Origin of the sequence: Nonomuraea sp. NPDC050022, from assembly GCF_044460705.1 — a bacterium.
Taxonomy (GTDB): domain Bacteria; phylum Actinomycetota; class Actinomycetes; order Streptosporangiales; family Streptosporangiaceae; genus Nonomuraea.
In genome coordinates this window covers 234,247-249,181 of record NZ_JBITKE010000012.1, presented here as the reverse complement: position 1 = coordinate 249,181, position 14,935 = coordinate 234,247, and the positions used below count along the sequence as shown (strand labels likewise).

13 protein-coding genes are annotated in these 14,935 nt (G+C 70.7%); 5 read left to right on the top strand and 8 right to left on the bottom strand.

Annotation, left to right across the window (positions count from 1 at the left end):
* Positions 1-62: 62 nt before the first annotated feature.
* Positions 63-1,412, top strand: a complete 1,350-nt coding sequence (locus ACIBO2_RS43780; RefSeq protein WP_397304131.1) for a hypothetical protein — start codon at positions 63-65, stop codon at positions 1,410-1,412.
* A gap of 63 nt (positions 1,413-1,475) precedes the next feature.
* On the opposite strand, the gene ACIBO2_RS43775 is transcribed toward ACIBO2_RS43780, so the two are convergent.
* The 5 genes from ACIBO2_RS43775 to ACIBO2_RS43755 form a co-directional block, all read right to left on the bottom strand.
* Complete coding sequence (locus ACIBO2_RS43775; protein WP_397304130.1) at positions 1,476-1,913, bottom strand: hypothetical protein; 438 nt, start codon at positions 1,911-1,913, stop codon at positions 1,476-1,478.
* A gap of 167 nt (positions 1,914-2,080) precedes the next feature.
* Positions 2,081-2,935, bottom strand: a complete 855-nt coding sequence (locus tag ACIBO2_RS43770) for an ABC transporter permease (RefSeq protein WP_358551278.1) — start codon at positions 2,933-2,935, stop codon at positions 2,081-2,083.
* Between the two features lie 55 nt (positions 2,936-2,990).
* On the bottom strand, positions 2,991-3,971 hold the full coding sequence (locus ACIBO2_RS43765; protein WP_397304129.1) for an ATP-binding cassette domain-containing protein: 981 nt from the start codon (positions 3,969-3,971) through the stop codon (positions 2,991-2,993).
* A 3-nt stretch (positions 3,972-3,974) separates the two neighbouring features.
* A complete protein-coding gene (locus tag ACIBO2_RS43760; RefSeq protein ID WP_358551282.1) occupies positions 3,975-4,457 on the bottom strand; it encodes a PadR family transcriptional regulator in 483 nt (160 codons plus the stop codon).
* Between the two features lie 231 nt (positions 4,458-4,688).
* The gene (locus ACIBO2_RS43755) at positions 4,689-5,273 is read right to left on the bottom strand and encodes a TetR/AcrR family transcriptional regulator (RefSeq protein WP_225289634.1); all 585 of its coding nucleotides are present in this window, start codon (positions 5,271-5,273) and stop codon (positions 4,689-4,691) included.
* Between the two features lie 64 nt (positions 5,274-5,337).
* Here ACIBO2_RS43755 and ACIBO2_RS43750 point away from each other — a divergent pair, with 64 nt between their 5' ends.
* From ACIBO2_RS43750 to ACIBO2_RS43735, 4 genes are read left to right on the top strand one after another with little or no spacing between them, the layout of a single operon-like run.
* Positions 5,338-6,906 (top strand): carboxyl transferase domain-containing protein, encoded by a 1,569-nt coding sequence (locus ACIBO2_RS43750; protein WP_358551284.1) that lies wholly within the window; start codon positions 5,338-5,340, stop codon positions 6,904-6,906.
* 20 nt (positions 6,907-6,926) lie between these two features.
* Positions 6,927-8,942 (top strand): biotin carboxylase N-terminal domain-containing protein, encoded by a 2,016-nt coding sequence (locus ACIBO2_RS43745; RefSeq protein WP_397304167.1) that lies wholly within the window; start codon positions 6,927-6,929, stop codon positions 8,940-8,942.
* Entirely contained in the window at positions 8,942-9,853 is a 912-nt protein-coding gene (locus ACIBO2_RS43740; RefSeq protein ID WP_357642855.1) for a hydroxymethylglutaryl-CoA lyase, read from the top strand. Before ACIBO2_RS43745 ends, ACIBO2_RS43740 begins: the two co-directional genes overlap by 1 nt.
* 6 nt (positions 9,854-9,859) lie before the next feature.
* Positions 9,860-10,996 (top strand): acyl-CoA dehydrogenase family protein, encoded by a 1,137-nt coding sequence (locus ACIBO2_RS43735; RefSeq protein ID WP_397304128.1) that lies wholly within the window; start codon positions 9,860-9,862, stop codon positions 10,994-10,996.
* Between the two features lie 5 nt (positions 10,997-11,001).
* Here the strand turns inward: ACIBO2_RS43735 and ACIBO2_RS43730 are convergent, their stop codons facing one another.
* The 3 genes from ACIBO2_RS43730 to ACIBO2_RS43720 are packed head-to-tail and all read right to left on the bottom strand — an operon-like array spanning position 11,002 to position 14,935.
* On the bottom strand, positions 11,002-11,766 hold the full coding sequence (locus ACIBO2_RS43730) for a hypothetical protein (protein ID WP_358551288.1): 765 nt from the start codon (positions 11,764-11,766) through the stop codon (positions 11,002-11,004).
* A complete protein-coding gene (locus tag ACIBO2_RS43725) occupies positions 11,763-13,331 on the bottom strand; it encodes a serine/threonine-protein kinase (RefSeq protein WP_397304127.1) in 1,569 nt (522 codons plus the stop codon). The genes ACIBO2_RS43730 and ACIBO2_RS43725 overlap by 4 nt, the downstream gene beginning before the upstream one ends.
* A gap of 2 nt (positions 13,332-13,333) precedes the next feature.
* Complete coding sequence (locus ACIBO2_RS43720) at positions 13,334-14,935, bottom strand: serine/threonine-protein kinase (protein ID WP_397304126.1); 1,602 nt, start codon at positions 14,933-14,935, stop codon at positions 13,334-13,336.

The window sequence follows — 14,935 nt, the reverse complement described above, 5'->3', positions numbered from 1 at the left end:
AAAGATAAGCGTGGCACCCTCAATGCCGCGTTGAGCACCAGGGGATCCAGAAAGGAACCCGTATGTTACAACGCATCCGTGTCGCCGCCGTCGCGCTCGCGACGGCCGCCGGGCTTCTCGCCCTGGCACCATCGGCGTCGGCCGCGGCCAAGGCCCCCGCCATCTCCGACGTGGACCTCAGTCCGGGCTCTCCGGCCGTGGTCTTCGACAAGCCGGTCACGGTGACGTTCACGTTCACCACCAAAGACGCCGGAAAGGCCGAACTCCAGCTCAAGCCGCCCGGCCTGAGCGTCGGCACGCCCATCGACCTCAAGTCGGCGCCGTTCGGCGTGTGGACGAAGTGGACCGGTACGAAGAGCTTCGAGGCGAAGGACGCCGGCAAGTGGAGCTTCCTCGCCATCGCCCACGGTGACGGCGACAAGTCGGCCAGCGGCACCTTCGACGTCCAGAAGGCCCTCGTCACCAAGATCGTGGACTTCGGCGCCAGCCCCGGCCAGGTGCACCGCGGTGACATGATCAAGGTCTCCGGCCGGCTCCTGGCCGACGGCAAGGGATACGCCGGGGTCGTGGCGATTACTTTCCGTGAGCGGAGCGCCGACGCCTACCGCCGGGTCGCCACGGTCACGAGCGGCCGCGACGGCTGGTTCAGCACCAGGGTGCGCGCCGATGCCACCGGCTGGTGGCGGGCCGAGTTCGGCGGGAACAAGGAAGCCAGGGCATCGGTCAGCGACAGCGACCGGGTCGACGTCCGGATCAGGCACAATTCCGACAGCAGGATCGTCGGCTTCGACGCCACCCCCGCGCCCGCCGACAAGGGCGCCCGGCTGAACTTCACCGGCTCCCTGCAGGTCGAGCGCTGGCAGGCCCTGCCCGGCCAGCGGGTCTCGATCTATTTCAGGCAGGACGGCTCGCGCCGCTGGGAGTACGTCACCAGCGACGTGACCAACCGTCACGGCCGCTTCTGGGCCACCGCGACCGCGCAGTCCTCGGGCTGGTGGCGGGCCGCGTTCGAGGGGACCAGAGGCGTCAAGGGCTCGGTCTCCGACGCCGCCTGGGTCAAGGTCGTCGAGCCCACCCCGCCGCCGACGGCGGACAAGTCGGCCAGCCGGGTGATCAAGTTCAACGCCTACCCGGAGCCGGTCAAGCGCGGCAGGTACCTGAAGGCCAGGGGCGTGCTGCAGATCGACGACAGCGGATCCTGGGAGGGGTACGCGGGCAAGGTCGCGCTGTACTTCAAGCCGGTCGGCTCGCACAAGTGGCAGTACGTGAAGACCACGCGGTCCGGTGACAGCGGCAAGCTGTACGTCCGGGTCAAGGCGTGGAAGTCGGGCTCGTGGAAGTTCGTGTTCGGCGGGGACGACGATTTCTACGGAGACGGCAGCCGTAGTGACTATGTCCGCGTGAAGCGGTAACCGGTTCGGAACGGCAGAGTTGAGGCCCGGGGGCGCGGTTGCCCCGGGCCTCAATTGTCGGTGCTACGACTCGGGGGCCTTCGCGCCGAGGCTGATGAGCATCGACTTGAGCTCACCGAACCCGGTCTTGAGCTCCCTGACATCGGTCTTGAGCTCCCTGACATCGGTCTTGAGCTCACCGACATCGGTCTTGAGTTCGGCTATGTCCTTGTCGACGGCCTCGAACCGACGGGCCATGGACAACTCGAGGTTGTCGAGCCTGGTGTTCTGCTGATCGAGGCGATGATTGACCTTTGCGATGTCTTGGTTGACCCGGTCGAAGCCATCCAATGTGTCGCTATTGAGCGTGTAGATCTTCTCGTCGAGCTGGTTCGCCCGGCTGTCGATCTTCTGGTTGAGCTCTTTGGTCCGCTTGTCGATCTTGTCGAGGATGTTCTTGCCCATGGCGTCTGCGCGCTCATGGTGGGTGTTGAACCGTTCGGCGACCGTCATGTCAGGCACACCGCTAACTGTACGTCTCTCGAGTACGGAGACCCGGCCCTCGAGCTCAATCACTGCCGCGTGCAAGTCCAACTCTGGCGCTCCTTTGAAGGGGGGATCGCGCTTGCATCGGAGAAGTTACCCTCCGTGACCAGAGCGTCGCAGGCAGATGCGAAAACCAGTGCGACCTACTCCGCCCGCCTGAACTGCGCGATCCCAACCCCAAGCAGAACGGCCCCCAGCAAGGCCACAACCCCGAGCTCCACCCCCACCGGCACCTGGAAGTCGAACCACCGGACCCCGGGATTGAGCACCGCGTTCACCTGCGCGGGCACGTCGAGGTGGGAGAACACCGCGTGCCGCATCGGGTCCACCGCGTACGTCATCGGGTTGATCACCGTCAGCAGGTGCAGCCACGACGGCAGGTTGGCCAGCGGGAACATGGCCCCCGAAAGGAACAGCATCGGCATGATCGCCATCTGCATGAGCCCGAAGAAGGTCTGCATGTTCCGCATCCGGGCGGCCAGCATCACCCCGAACGCCGTGATCGTGAACGCCGCGAGGAACATCTCCGCCAGCATCGTCATGATCAGGCCCGGCGAGTACGGTACGCCGACCAGCCCGGCCATCGCCAGGATGATGACGCCCTGCCCGGTGGCCACCACCGCCCCTCCCAGGCACTTGCCGACCACGATCGCCCCGCGTGAGACCGGCGCGACGAGCATCTCGCGCAGGAAGCCGAACTCGCGGTCCCACACGATGGACCCGGCCGAGAACATGCCGGTCATGATCACGGTCATCGAGATCATGCCGGGATACATGAAGGTGCGGTAGTCGATGCCCGGGATGGCGCCGCGCACCAGTGAGCCGAGCCCGGTGCCCATCACGAACAACCACAGCACCGGCTGCAGCAGCATCGACAGCATGCGGGTGCGGTCGTTGACGAACCGCAGCAGCTCCCGATGCAGGACTACCTTGACCGCCCGGAGGTCGTGCCCGGTGCCGCGCACCGGCACCCGGACGGCGATCGCCTCTGTCGCCATGTCTACCGCCCCGCCCTCGCGTTCATCCGCGCCATCGCGTTGATCCAGGCCATGACTACCGCCTCGCCATCGCTCTCATCCACGTCCGGCCGCCCGACTCGGCGCCTTCCTCGGCGTCGCGGATCGTGGAGCCCGTGTAGTTCATGAACACGTCGTCGAGTGAGGGCCGTGAGACGCTCACCGACCTGATCGGCATGCCCAGTTCGGCGAACAGCCGGGGCACGAACTCCTCGCCCGACGCCACGGCGAACGTCACCGCGCCCTCGTGCACGGCCGCCTCCAGGCCGAACTCCTCGCGCAGCGCCCGGATCGCGGCGTCGTCGTCGCCGGTCTGGATCTGTACCCGGTCCTTGCCGACGCTGGCCTTCAGCGCCTCCGGCGAGTCGATGACGACGACCTCGCCGTGGTCGATGATCGCGATCCGGTCGCAGTACTCGGCCTCGTCCATGTAGTGGGTGGTCATGAAGATGGTGATGTCCTCCAGGCGCCGGAGCTGGTTGATGTAGCCCCAGATGGCCGAGCGGGTCTGCGGGTCGAGGCCGACCGTGGGCTCGTCCAGGAACAGCACCCGCGGTGAGTGCAGGAGCCCGCGGGCGATCTCCAGCCGCCGCTTCATGCCGCCGGAGAACGTCATGACCTTGGCGTCCTTGCGGTCCCAGAGCGCGACCATCTCCATGACCTGCCGGATCCGGTCGCCGACGACGCTCTTCGGCACGCCGTACAGCTCGGCGTGGAAGCGCAGGTTCTGCTCGGCGCTCAGGTAGCCGTCGAGCGTCGGGTCCTGGAAGACCAGGCCGATGTTCCGGCGTAGCTCGTCGCGCTGGCGCACCACGTCGTACCCGGCGACCGTCGCGCTGCCGCCGGTCGGGTTGACGAGTGTGCAGAGCATGCTGATCGTGGTGGTCTTCCCGGCGCCGTTCGGGCCGAGGAAGCCGAAGACCTCGCCGGGGGCCACGTCGAAGTCGACGCCTTTGACGGCCTCGATCTTCCCGTAGTCCTTCCTTAAACCGTGTACGGCCACCGCCGCGTCTGTCATCGCTCAGTCCTCCGCGAGGATCTGGAAAACGGACTTGCGCGTCTGCCTGAGCAACTTCTTGGCCCGCGCGACCTGCTGGTCGTTGGCCGTCCGAGCCAGGTGGCTGAACGCCTCGTTGAGCTGCGCCCACAGCAGCCGCAGCTCGTGCCGGTCCTCGGGCACGGAGCGCGCCACCTCGTCCCAGGGCGGCTCGCCGTCGAGGTGGCGTACGGCCCGCTCACGGCCCTGCTCGGTCAGGCTGTAGAGCCGGGAGCCGCCGGTGTCGTCGCCGGTGACCAGGCCCTCGTCCTCCAGCTGCTGGAGTGCCGGATAGACCGAGCCGGGACTGGGCCGCCACACTCCGCGGCTGCGCTCCTCTATGTCCTGGATCATCTGGTAGCCGTTCTTCGGCCCTTCGGCGAGCAGGCTCAGCAGCGCGGCCCTGACGTCTCCCCGCCGTACCCGCGGAGCGCCGCCCTCCCAGCCCATCGGCGGCACATCGGGCATGCCGCCCATCCCCGGCGCGCCTCCCATTCCCGGCCCGCCGCCCGAAAAGCCCGGCGGACCAGGCGGGCCCGGGGGGTGCGGGGGGTGCGGGGGGTGCGGTGACGGTGGGGCGCCGGGCGGCCCCTCCCACATGTGTGGATCACGCATCACGCCTCCAACTATCGAGATAGCGTGACGATATATCTAGATAGTTGGCACGAATAGCCCCATTTTTGGTGTTGTGGCGCCGTGTTAGTGAGCGTTAACCGAGGCCGCGATGGCAGCCCGCGCCATCGCGTGCAGGAGGAGGCGCATGGCGCGCGCGGGCAGCTCGCCCGCGCTGTGCGGCGTGGAGTTGAGCAGCCCGAAGACGGCGTGTGTGGCGGCCCGCAGGCGCGGGGGCGGGCACGACGGGTGCAGTTCGGCCAGCACGGTGACCCATTCCTCGACGTACAGCCGCTGCAGCCGCCTGATCTGCCGCCGCTCCGGCTCGGGCACGTTGCCCAGCTCCCGGTCGTGCACGGTGATCAGCGCGGGCTGTTCGAGCGCGAAGGTGATCTGCACGTTCAGGAGCGCGTCGAGCGTCTCCTCGGGCCCGCCGGGCGAGGTGACCGCCGCGGCGGCCGACTCGCGCAGCCGCGAGCTGATGCCCAGCAGCATCTCGGCGAGCAGCGCCTCCTTGCCGCTGAAGTGGCGATAGAGCGCCGGGCCCGAGACGCCGACGGCGCCGCCGATGTCCTCGATCGAGACGCCGTGGAAGCCGCGCGCGGCGAACAGGTTCGCGGCCGCGCCGAGGATCTCCAGGCGCCGGCTGCCCCGGCTCCGCGTCGTCGTCACGTCTCACATGGTAGACGGTTACGTTAATGATGACTAACATCGGCCTCATAACGGAGGGGGATACATGAGCGACTGGCCGGTGCTGAACTCGGCCGCGGACCCCGGCAGCGAGGCGTACAAGCACAACGCCGAGCTCAACGAGCGGCTCGCCGCCGACCTGCTGGAGCGCCTCGCCGCAGCCGCCGCGGGCGGTCCCGAGCGGTCGCGGCAGCGCCACGTCGAACGTGGCAAGCTGCTGCCGCGCGACCGCGTCGACGGCCTGCTCGACCCCGGTTCCCGCTTCCTGGAGCTGTCGCCGCTGGCCGCCAACGGCCTCTACGACGACCAGGCGCCGGCCGCCGGGATCATCACCGGTGTCGGCCGGATCACCGGGCGCGAGTGCGTGGTCGTGGCCAACGACGCCACCGTGAAAGGCGGCACGTACTACCCGATCACCGTCAAGAAGCACCTGCGCGCGCAGGAGGTGGCGCTGCACAACCACCTGCCGTGCGTGTACCTGGTCGACTCGGGCGGCGCCTTCCTCCCCAAGCAGGACGAGGTCTTTCCCGACCGGGAGCACTTCGGTCGCATCTTCTACAACCAGGCCACGATGTCCGCGCGCGGCATCCCGCAGATCGCCGCCGTGCTGGGATCGTGTACGGCGGGCGGCGCGTACGTCCCGGCCATGAGCGACGAGGCCGTCATCGTCCGCGACCAGGGCACGATCTTCCTCGGCGGCCCGCCGCTGGTGAAGGCCGCCACCGGCGAGGAGGTCACGGCCGAGGAGCTGGGCGGCGGCGACCTGCACGCCCGCGTCAGCGGCGTCACCGACCACCTGGCCGACGACGACGCGCACGCGCTGGCCATCGTCCGCGACATCGTCTCCACGCTGGCCCCGAGAGCCGAGCGGCCCTGGGACCGGGTCGAGCCCGAGGAGCCCCGCCACGACCCGCGCGACCTCTACGGCATCGTGCCCGCCGACACCCGCCGGCCGTACGAGGTGCGGGAGATCATCGCGCGGCTCGTCGACGGCTCGCGGTTCCTGGAGTTCAAGGCCGAGTACGGCGCGACGCTGGTCACCGGCTTCGCCCACCTGCACGGGCACCCGGTCGGGATCATCGCCAACAACGGCATCCTGTTCAGCGAGTCCGCGCTGAAGGGGGCGCACTTCATCGAGTTGTGCGACCGCAGACGCATTCCGCTGGTGTTCCTGCAGAACATCAGCGGGTTCATGGTCGGCAAGGCGTACGAGGCGGGCGGCATCGCCAAGCACGGCGCCAAGATGGTCACCGCGGTCTCCTGCGCCAGGGTGCCGAAGTTCACCGTGGTGATCGGCGGGTCGTTCGGCGCGGGTAACTACGCGATGGCCGGGCGGGCGTACTCTCCCAGGTTCCTGTGGATGTGGCCGAACGCCCGCATCTCGGTCATGGGCGGCGAGCAGGCCGCGAACGTGCTCACCACCGTCGGCAACGCCGACCCGGAGGCCATCAGGGCGCAGTACGAGCACCAGGGCAATCCCTACTACTCCACGGCCCGGCTGTGGGACGACGGCGTGATCGACCCGCTCGACACCCGTACGGTCCTCGGCCTGGCACTCTCCGCGGCGGCCAACGCCCCGCTCGACCCCGTCGGCTACGGCGTCTTCCGGATGTGACCACGTTGACCACGCTGCCCATGTTCACCCGTGTTCTCGTCGCCAACCGGGGCGAGATCGCCGTCCGGGTCATCCGCACGCTGCGCGCGCTCGGCATCACGTCGGTGGCCGTCCACACGGCCTCGGACGCGTACGCCCGCCACGTCCGCGAGGCCGACACCGCCCTCCAGATCCCGAAATATCTGGACATGGGGGCGATGGTGGCGGCGGCCGAGGCGTCCGGGGCGCAGGCCGTACATCCCGGATACGGGTTCCTCGCGGAGAACGCCGAGTTCGCCCGCCGGTGCGCCGAGGCGGGGCTGGTCTTCGTCGGCCCGCCGCCCGCGGCCATCGACGCCATGGGGGACAAGATCCGCGCCAAGGCCACCGTCTCGGCCGCCGGGGTCCCCGTGGTGCCGGGCGGCGCCGAGCCCGGCGACTCGCTGCTGTCCTGGACGGACTTCCCCGCGCTGATCAAGCCGTCGGCGGGCGGGGGCGGCAAGGGCATGGTGCTGGTCCGTTCGGCGGCCGAGCTGCCCGACGCGCTGGAGTCGGCCCGCCGTACGGCCCGCTCGGCGTTCGGCGACGCGACCCTGCTGATCGAGCGCTACGTCGAGAACCCCCGCCACATCGAGATCCAGGTGCTGGCCGACACCCACGGCAACGTCGTCCACCTGGGCGAACGCGAGTGCAGCCTGCAACGCCGCCACCAGAAGATCATCGAGGAGGCGCCGTCCCCCTTCGTCGACGCCGCGATGCGCGAGCGGATGGGCGCCGCGGCGGTGGAGGCCGCCCGCGCGGTGGGCTATGTGAGCGCGGGCACGGTCGAGTTCATCGTCGACGGCACGACCGGCGAGTACCACTTCATGGAGATGAACACCCGCCTCCAGGTGGAGCACCCGGTCACCGAGCTGGTCACGGACCTCGACCTGGTGGAGCTCCAGCTCCGGGTCGCGGCGGGCGAGCCGCTGCCCTTCACCCAGGACGAGGTACGGCTTCGCGGCCACGCCGTCGAGGCCCGCGTCTACGCCGAGGACCCGTCGCGCGGCTTCTTGCCCACGGGCGGCCGGGTGCTGCGCCTTGCGGAGCCCGGCGGCGTGCGGGGCGGCTCGGGACTGGGAGACAGCGGCGTCCGGATCGGCTCGGGACTGGTCGAGGGTGGCATCCGGGTCGACTCGGGGCTCGTCGAGGGCGGTGTCGTGGGCAGCGAGTTCGACCCGATGCTGGCCAAGGTCATCGCGTGGGCGCCCACGCGGGAGGCGGCCTTCCGGCGGCTCGACCAGGCGCTCGCCGAGACGGTCGTGCTGGGCGTGATCACGAACGTGCCGTTCCTGCGGGCGCTCGCGGCGCACCCGGAGGTGCGGGCGGGCGAGCTCGACACCGGGCTGGTCGAGCGGGTCCTGCCCGCGCTGGTCCCGGCCGCCGGACCGCCGGACGAGGTGCTGGCGGCCGCCGCGCTGGTCTTCCACACCGTGCCTCAGGGCTCGGATCCGTGGGAGGTCGCGGACGGCTGGCGGGTCGGCGAGCGCGCGTGGACGACCTGGCGGCTGGAGTCACGGGACGGCGTCCACACGATCCAGGTACGCGGCCTGCCCGAAAAATCATCAGAAATCCGCATTGGGTGCGCAACCCAGGAGACCGGGGAGGCCGTTCCGGCCAGGCTCCTGATCGATAGCGCCAAGCTGACCGTCACCCTGGCCGGCCGTACCCAGCACTACACCCACGCCCGCCACGACGACACCCTCTGGCTGGGCTGGGACGGACAGTCCTGGGCCCTGACCCGCCACCGCATCGGCGACCCCGGCGACCGCCCCGGCACCGCGCACGCGGGCGACGGCGTGGTCAGAAGCCCCATGCCCGGCACCGTCCTGGTCGTCAAGGCCCAGCCGGGCGACCAGGTGAGCGCGGGCCAGCCGCTCCTCATCGTGGAGGCCATGAAGATGGAACACACCGTCACCGCCCCCTGCGACGGACGGGTCACCGAACTGCCCGTGCAGGCGGGCCAGCCGGTCGACATGGACGCCGTCCTGGCCGTGGTCACCGCCGGGGAGTCCTGATGCGCAGGCCGTACCCGATGGAGGGCCTTCCGCACCAGGTCACCGTCTACGAGGTGGGGCCGCGCGACGGCCTGCAGAACGAGTCCGCGATCGTCCCGGTCGAGGTGAAGGCCGAGTTCATCGACCGGCTCGCCGACGCGGGCCACCGGGTGATCGAGGCCACCAGCTTCGTCCACCCGACCTGGGTGCCCCAGCTGGCCGACGCGGAAGAGCTGCTCACCAGGCTCGACCGGCGGCCGGGCGTCCGCTACCCGGTGCTCGTCCCGAACGCGCGCGGCCTGGACCGGGCGCTGGCCCACGACGTCGAGGAGATCGCCGTCTTCGCCAGCGCCACCGAGACCTTCGCCGCCAAGAACCTGAACCGGAGCCTGGAGAGCCAGTTCGACATGTTCGAGCCGGTCGTGGCCAGGGCGATCGACAACGGCGTCAAGGTCCGCGCGTACGTCTCGATGTGCTTCGGCGACCCGTGGGAGGGCCCGACACCGATCGCCCAGGTCGTCGCGGTCGGCGAGCGGCTGCTCGGCCTGGGCTGCCACGAACTGTCGCTCGGCGACACGATCGGCGTCGGCACCCCGGGCCACGTGACCGCGCTGATCGAGTCGTTCCGCGATCCCGACCGGCTGGCCGTGCACTTCCACGACACCTACGGCCAGGCCCTGGCCAACACGCTGGCCGCGCTCCGGTCGGGCGTGACCGTCGTCGACGCCTCGACCGGCGGCATCGGCGGCTGCCCCTACGCCGAGTCGGCCACCGGCAACCTCGCCACCGAGGACCTCGTGTGGATGCTGCACGGACTCGGCATCGACACCGGTCTCGATCTCGACAAGCTCGTGTCCACGAGCACCTGGCTGGCCGAGCGGCTCGGCCGCCCCAGCCCGTCCCGCGTCGTCCAGGCCCTCGCGAAAGGCTGACCCACCATGCTGACCGACGAGTACGAAGAGCTGCGCAAGACCGTCGAGGCGTTCGCCCGCGACGTGGTGGCGCCGGTGATCGGCGACTACTACGAGCGGGAGGAGTTCCCGTACGACATCGTCCGCCGGATGGGCGCGATGGGCCTGTTCGGCCTGCCCTTCCCCGAGGAGTACGGCGGCATGGGCGGCGACTACTTCGCGCTCTGCCTGGCCCTGGAGGAGCTGGCACGCGCCGACTCCAGCGTGGCGATCACGCTGGAGGCCGCGGTGTCGCTGGGCGCCATGCCGATCTACCGATTCGGTACGCCCGAGCAGCGGACGACCTGGCTGCCGGAGATGGCGGCGGGCGAGACCCTCGGCGCGTTCGGCCTGACGGAGCCCGGCGGCGGCTCCGACGTGCCCGGCGGCATGCGCACCACGGCCACGCTCGACGGCGCCGAGTGGGTGATCAACGGCACCAAGGCGTTCATCACCAACTCGGGCACCGACCTCACCGGCGTGGTCGGCGTCGCCGCGCTGACCGGCGAGCGGGAGATCTCCACCATCCTCGTGCCGTCCGGGACGCCCGGCTTCACGGTCTCGAAGAAGTACTCCAAGGTCGGCTGGAACGCCTCCGACACCAGGGAGCTGTCCTTCTCCGACTGCCGCGTCCCCGCCGCGAACCTGCTCGGCGAGCGCGGCCGCGGCTACGCCCAGTTCCTGCAGACCCTCGACGAGGGCCGCATCGCCATCGCCGCCCTCGGCGTCGGCCTGGCCCAGGGCTGCGTGGACGAATGCCTGCGCTACGTCAGGGACAGACGCGCGTTCGGCCACCCGATCGGCCACTACCAGGCCATCCAGTTCAAGATCGCCGACATGGAGGCCCGCACCCACACCGCCCGCCTGGCCTACTACCACGCGGCCGAGAAGATGCTGGCCGGCGTGCCGTTCAAGAAGGAGGCGGCGATCGCCAAGCTCGTCTCCTCCAACGCCGCCATGGACAACTCCCGCGAAGCGACGCAGGTCTTCGGCGGCTACGGGTTCATGAACGAGTTCCCGGTGGGCCGCTTCTACCGCGACGCCAAGATCCTGGAGATCGGCGAGGGCACCAGCGAGGTCCAGCGCATGCTGATCGCCCGCCAGCTGGGGCTGGGCGACCTGTAAACCGATCAGTTCGACGTGCCGAGCTTCTCGGCGACCGATCTGGCCACGTCCAGGGCGCCCTTGGTGAGCCTGCCCGTCGGGTCCTCGGTGACGCGCCGCTGGTAGGCCACCTGGATCACCGCGTTGCTGACCCGGACGCCGACGGTCGCGGTGGTCGGTCCCTTACCCGTGTCGCCGGGCAGCGTGTAGAGGGTGGTCCAGGAGGCGTCGCCGACGGGCGGCACGGCGGGGGTGGAGGTCTTGGCCAGAAGTACGGCCTCCTGCCGCTGCGCGACGAACTGCTCGTGCGCCGCTGCCACGTCACCCGGGAAGACCTTCACGTACACCTGGAGCCGGAACTGCATGTTGCCCGGCATCCCCGACCCGGGCGCGAGCGTCGACCACTCGCACTCCTCGGCCTTGATCTGCGACTTGTCCGGGAACAACGTCAGCTTCTTGACCAGGTCCTCGTCCGTGACCGTGCATGGGTCGACGGTCTTGGTGAACATGGCGGCCCCGGTCGGCGCGGGCTCGCTCGTGGTGGCCTGCTCGCTGGGCGAAGGCTGGCTGACTGAGGGCTCGACCGCCCGCGTGGTCTTGACGGGTACGGCCACGGCCTCCGACTTGTCGGGCTGCCGGGTGAGCAGGAACAGGACGGTGAACAGCATGAGCACGACCACGGCCGCCGCCCCGCTCAGGATCGCCGGCGTCACCCGCAGCCCGGGGCGGGACTGCTGGGTGGGAGCGGTGCGCGGCACGGCCGCGGTTGGGAAGTCATTTTGCTGGTTCATCGTGCCTTCTGGAGGGTGTCGGCCACCGCGCGGGCGGTCTTGAGAGCGGTGTCCCGGAGTTGGGGGGTCACCTTCGTTCGCTTCGGATGGCTGGCCTCCACCTGGATGATCACGTTGCTGACCCGCATCCATATGGTGGTCGTCGAGGTGTGGGTGATGCCGGCCTCGTTGTCCTGGGCGGCCGCCTCGTCGCCCGCGCGCACCGTCCTGGTGCGCGAGATCGTCACCGTCTGCTGGCTGCCCGCCTTGGTGTCGCGGGACCGTACGGTCTGGGTGAAGGCACGTTCGGCGGCCTTGACCGTGCCGGAGTACTTGACCTTGAGGTTGATGGACGGGCGGTCGAGGAGCCCGACCATGCCGACCGACCAGTAGCATTCGCTCTCGTCGTAGAGGGCGGGCTGCTTGGAGTGGGAGCCGGGCAGGACGGTCCGCGCCTGGTCGTCGGTGAGCAGGGCGCACGCCTTCGGCGGCTGACCGAACTGGCCGTCGCCCCTGGCCGGTGCGGTCGGGGGCGCCGTGGTGGGAGAGGGCGCCGGGGTCGGGGGCGCCGTGGTCGAGGCGGGCTGGGCGACCTGGGTGGCCGGCGCCGTGGCGGTGGGAGAGCCTCCGGAGCTGTTGACGAGTACGACCGCCGTGACCGCTACGGCCGTACCCGCCGCCAGACCGCCCAGCACGAGCGGCGTACGGCGGCGCGGGTGAGCGCGGACCGGGATCGTGGCGGGCGCGGTCTCGCGCGGCCGGACGGGCAGCGGGACCGCCAGTGACTCCAGGTGCGCCCTGATGGCCCGGGGGTGCGGACGGGCGGCGGGGTCGCGGTCGAGCATCGCCAGAAGCAGGCCGGCCAGTGGGCCCGAGTTGACGGGTGGCGGTGGTGGCAGCGTGAGCACGGCCGCGACGATCGCCATCGCCGAGTCGCGCTCGAACGGCGCCCGGCCCTCCGCGGCCAGGTACAGGGTGGCGCCGAGCGACCACAGGTCGGCCATCGGGCCCGCGGGCTCGCCGCGCAGGTGCTCGGGCGCGATGTAGCCGGGGGAGCCCGCGACGTCACCGGCGTGCGCCGCGGCGGCGGCTGTACCCGCGCCGGGGGCGTCGCCGGTGTGCGCGGCGATGCCGAAGTCGGTCAGCACGACCTCGCCGACATCGGTGATCATCACGTTGCCGGGCTTGACGTCCCTGTGCAGGATGCCGCGGTGGTGGGCGGCCTCCAGCGCGTCGAGCACGCGCAGGCCGATCGTGGCGACGTGGCCGGGCGGCAGCGGGCCGCGCGTCTTGACCAGCTCGCCCAGCGAGGTGCCCGCGAGCAGGTCCATGATGATCCAGGGCTGGCCGCCCTCGGAGATCACGTCGTGCACGGTGATGATCGACGGGTGGTTCAGCGCCGCCGCCGCCCTTGCCTCGCGCAGCGTGTCGATCAGGGCCCGCTGCTGGTCCTGGCCGGGCGGCAGCCGTACCTCCTTGACCGCGACCTCGCGGTGCAGCAGCTCGTCACGCGCCCGCCACACCGTGCCCGCGCCACCCGCCCCGAGCGGGGCGAGCAACTGGTAGCGTCCGGCGATCACGCGCATGGTCAGGAGGCCTTGGCGTCGAGGTTCGCGGCCAGGAACTTAGCCGCCCGCGCGGCCTTGTCCCGCAGCGTGGCGTCCTTGGCCACGTCGTGCACGAAGCGGAACTCGCCCACCATGTTGCCGGTGCGGAAGAGCACGTGTACCTCGGCCTCCGCCTTGTCGTTGAACTTCACCCGGGAGATCTCGTACGCGATGGCCTCCTCACCCGCGCCGGGGATCTCGAAGACCTCGCCCTGCTTCTCGCCCGAGCCGCCCCTGCCCGCCTTGTCCTCGGCTTCCTTCCGCGCCCCGGCGATGTGCTCCTGCGCGAGCGTGGTCTCGTAGCCGTCGCCCTGCGGCGCGTAGAGCCAGAGCGTCAGGAAGACGCTCAGCTCCTTGCCCGCCGGAGGCAGGCCCGTGGTGGACCAGGCGCATCTGAACGTCGGGTCGGTCGAGGACGTGATGAACGCGCCGACGAGCTGGGTGGCCTGCGCCCTGGTGAGCAGCTGGCAGGGCCGGGGGACCTTGGAGAACTTGCCGGCCGGCAGCGTGACCGCGGGCGAGGGACTGGCGGATACCGAAGCCGTGGGCGCCGCGCTCGTCGGGGCGGCCTTGCTCGGCGCCGGTTTCGCGGTCCGTGCCGCCGCCGACGGCGTGGCCTGCGGCGGCGCGGCGGACGACCCCATGGTCAGGATGAGCGTGACCGCGACGACGAACGCCACGACCACGGCCGCCGCCGAGCCGTACGCGGCCGTGCGCGAGACCACCCACGCGGGCGCGGGCGTCCTGACGGTGGGCACCGCGTGGCCCGCCACCTGCTCCAGTCCCCGCCGCAGCGCGCGTAGGTCGGGCCGGTGGGCGGGGTCCTTGGCCAGCAGGCCGAGCAGGAGCGGGGTGAGCGCGCCGGCCCGCTGCGCCGGTCTGGGCGGCTCGGTCATCACCGCGCCGAGCGTGGCCAACGCGGTGTTGCGCTGGAACGGCGGTACGCCCTCCACCGCCGTGTAGATCGTCGCGCCGAGCGAGAACAGGTCGGACGGCGGTCCCGGCGCCACGCTCTCGGTGAGGCATTCGGGCGCGGTGAACCCCGCAGTCCCCACCGGCACGCCGCCCTGCTGGGGACCCGTTTGGGCCGCACCCGTCGGGGCGGCGATGCCGAAGTCGGACAGCAGGATGCGGCCGTCGTCGGCGAGCAGCACGTTGCCCGGCTTGACGTCGCGGTGGAGCAGGCCGCGCGTGTGCGCCGAGGCCAGCGCCGAGAGCACGAACAGCCCGATCGAGGCCGCCCACGGCGCCCCCATCGGCCCGCCGGCCTTGACGACCTGGTCGAGCGAGCGCCCGCGGACCAGCTCCATGATGATCCACAGCTGGCCGCCGTCGTCGATCACGTCGTGGATGCCGACCACGGCGGGGTGCCGGATCCCGGCCGCCGCGCGGGCCTCGTGCAGCGTACGGTGGCGCAGCGCGGCCTGGTCGGCGGGGGAGAGGTTCGGCGGGAGCAGTACCTGCTTCACCGCCACCTCGCGGCCGATCATGGTGTCCTGCGCGCGCCAGACGATGCCCATGCCGCCGCGGCCGAGCTGTTCGAGCAGCTGGTAGCGGCCGCCCACGAGTCGCGGTTGGTTCAT

Coding starts and splice junctions, on each gene's coding strand:
- ACIBO2_RS43780 (WP_397304131.1), top strand. CDS start 63: ATGTTACAACGCATCCGTGTCGCCGCCGTCGCGCTCGCGACGGCCGCC.
- ACIBO2_RS43770 (WP_358551278.1), bottom strand. CDS start 2,935: ATGGCGACAGAGGCGATCGCCGTCCGGGTGCCGGTGCGCGGCACCGGG.
- ACIBO2_RS43765 (WP_397304129.1), bottom strand. CDS start 3,971: ATGACAGACGCGGCGGTGGCCGTACACGGTTTAAGGAAGGACTACGGG.
- ACIBO2_RS43760 (WP_358551282.1), bottom strand. CDS start 4,457: ATGCCCGATGTGCCGCCGATGGGCTGGGAGGGCGGCGCTCCGCGGGTA.
- ACIBO2_RS43750 (WP_358551284.1), top strand. CDS start 5,338: ATGAGCGACTGGCCGGTGCTGAACTCGGCCGCGGACCCCGGCAGCGAG.
- ACIBO2_RS43745 (WP_397304167.1), top strand. CDS start 6,927: ATGTTCACCCGTGTTCTCGTCGCCAACCGGGGCGAGATCGCCGTCCGG.
- ACIBO2_RS43740 (WP_357642855.1), top strand. CDS start 8,942: ATGCGCAGGCCGTACCCGATGGAGGGCCTTCCGCACCAGGTCACCGTC.
- ACIBO2_RS43735 (WP_397304128.1), top strand. CDS start 9,860: ATGCTGACCGACGAGTACGAAGAGCTGCGCAAGACCGTCGAGGCGTTC.
- ACIBO2_RS43730 (WP_358551288.1), bottom strand. CDS start 11,766: ATGAACCAGCAAAATGACTTCCCAACCGCGGCCGTGCCGCGCACCGCT.
- ACIBO2_RS43725 (WP_397304127.1), bottom strand. CDS start 13,331: ATGCGCGTGATCGCCGGACGCTACCAGTTGCTCGCCCCGCTCGGGGCG.
- ACIBO2_RS43720 (WP_397304126.1), bottom strand. CDS start 14,935: ATGAACCAACCGCGACTCGTGGGCGGCCGCTACCAGCTGCTCGAACAG.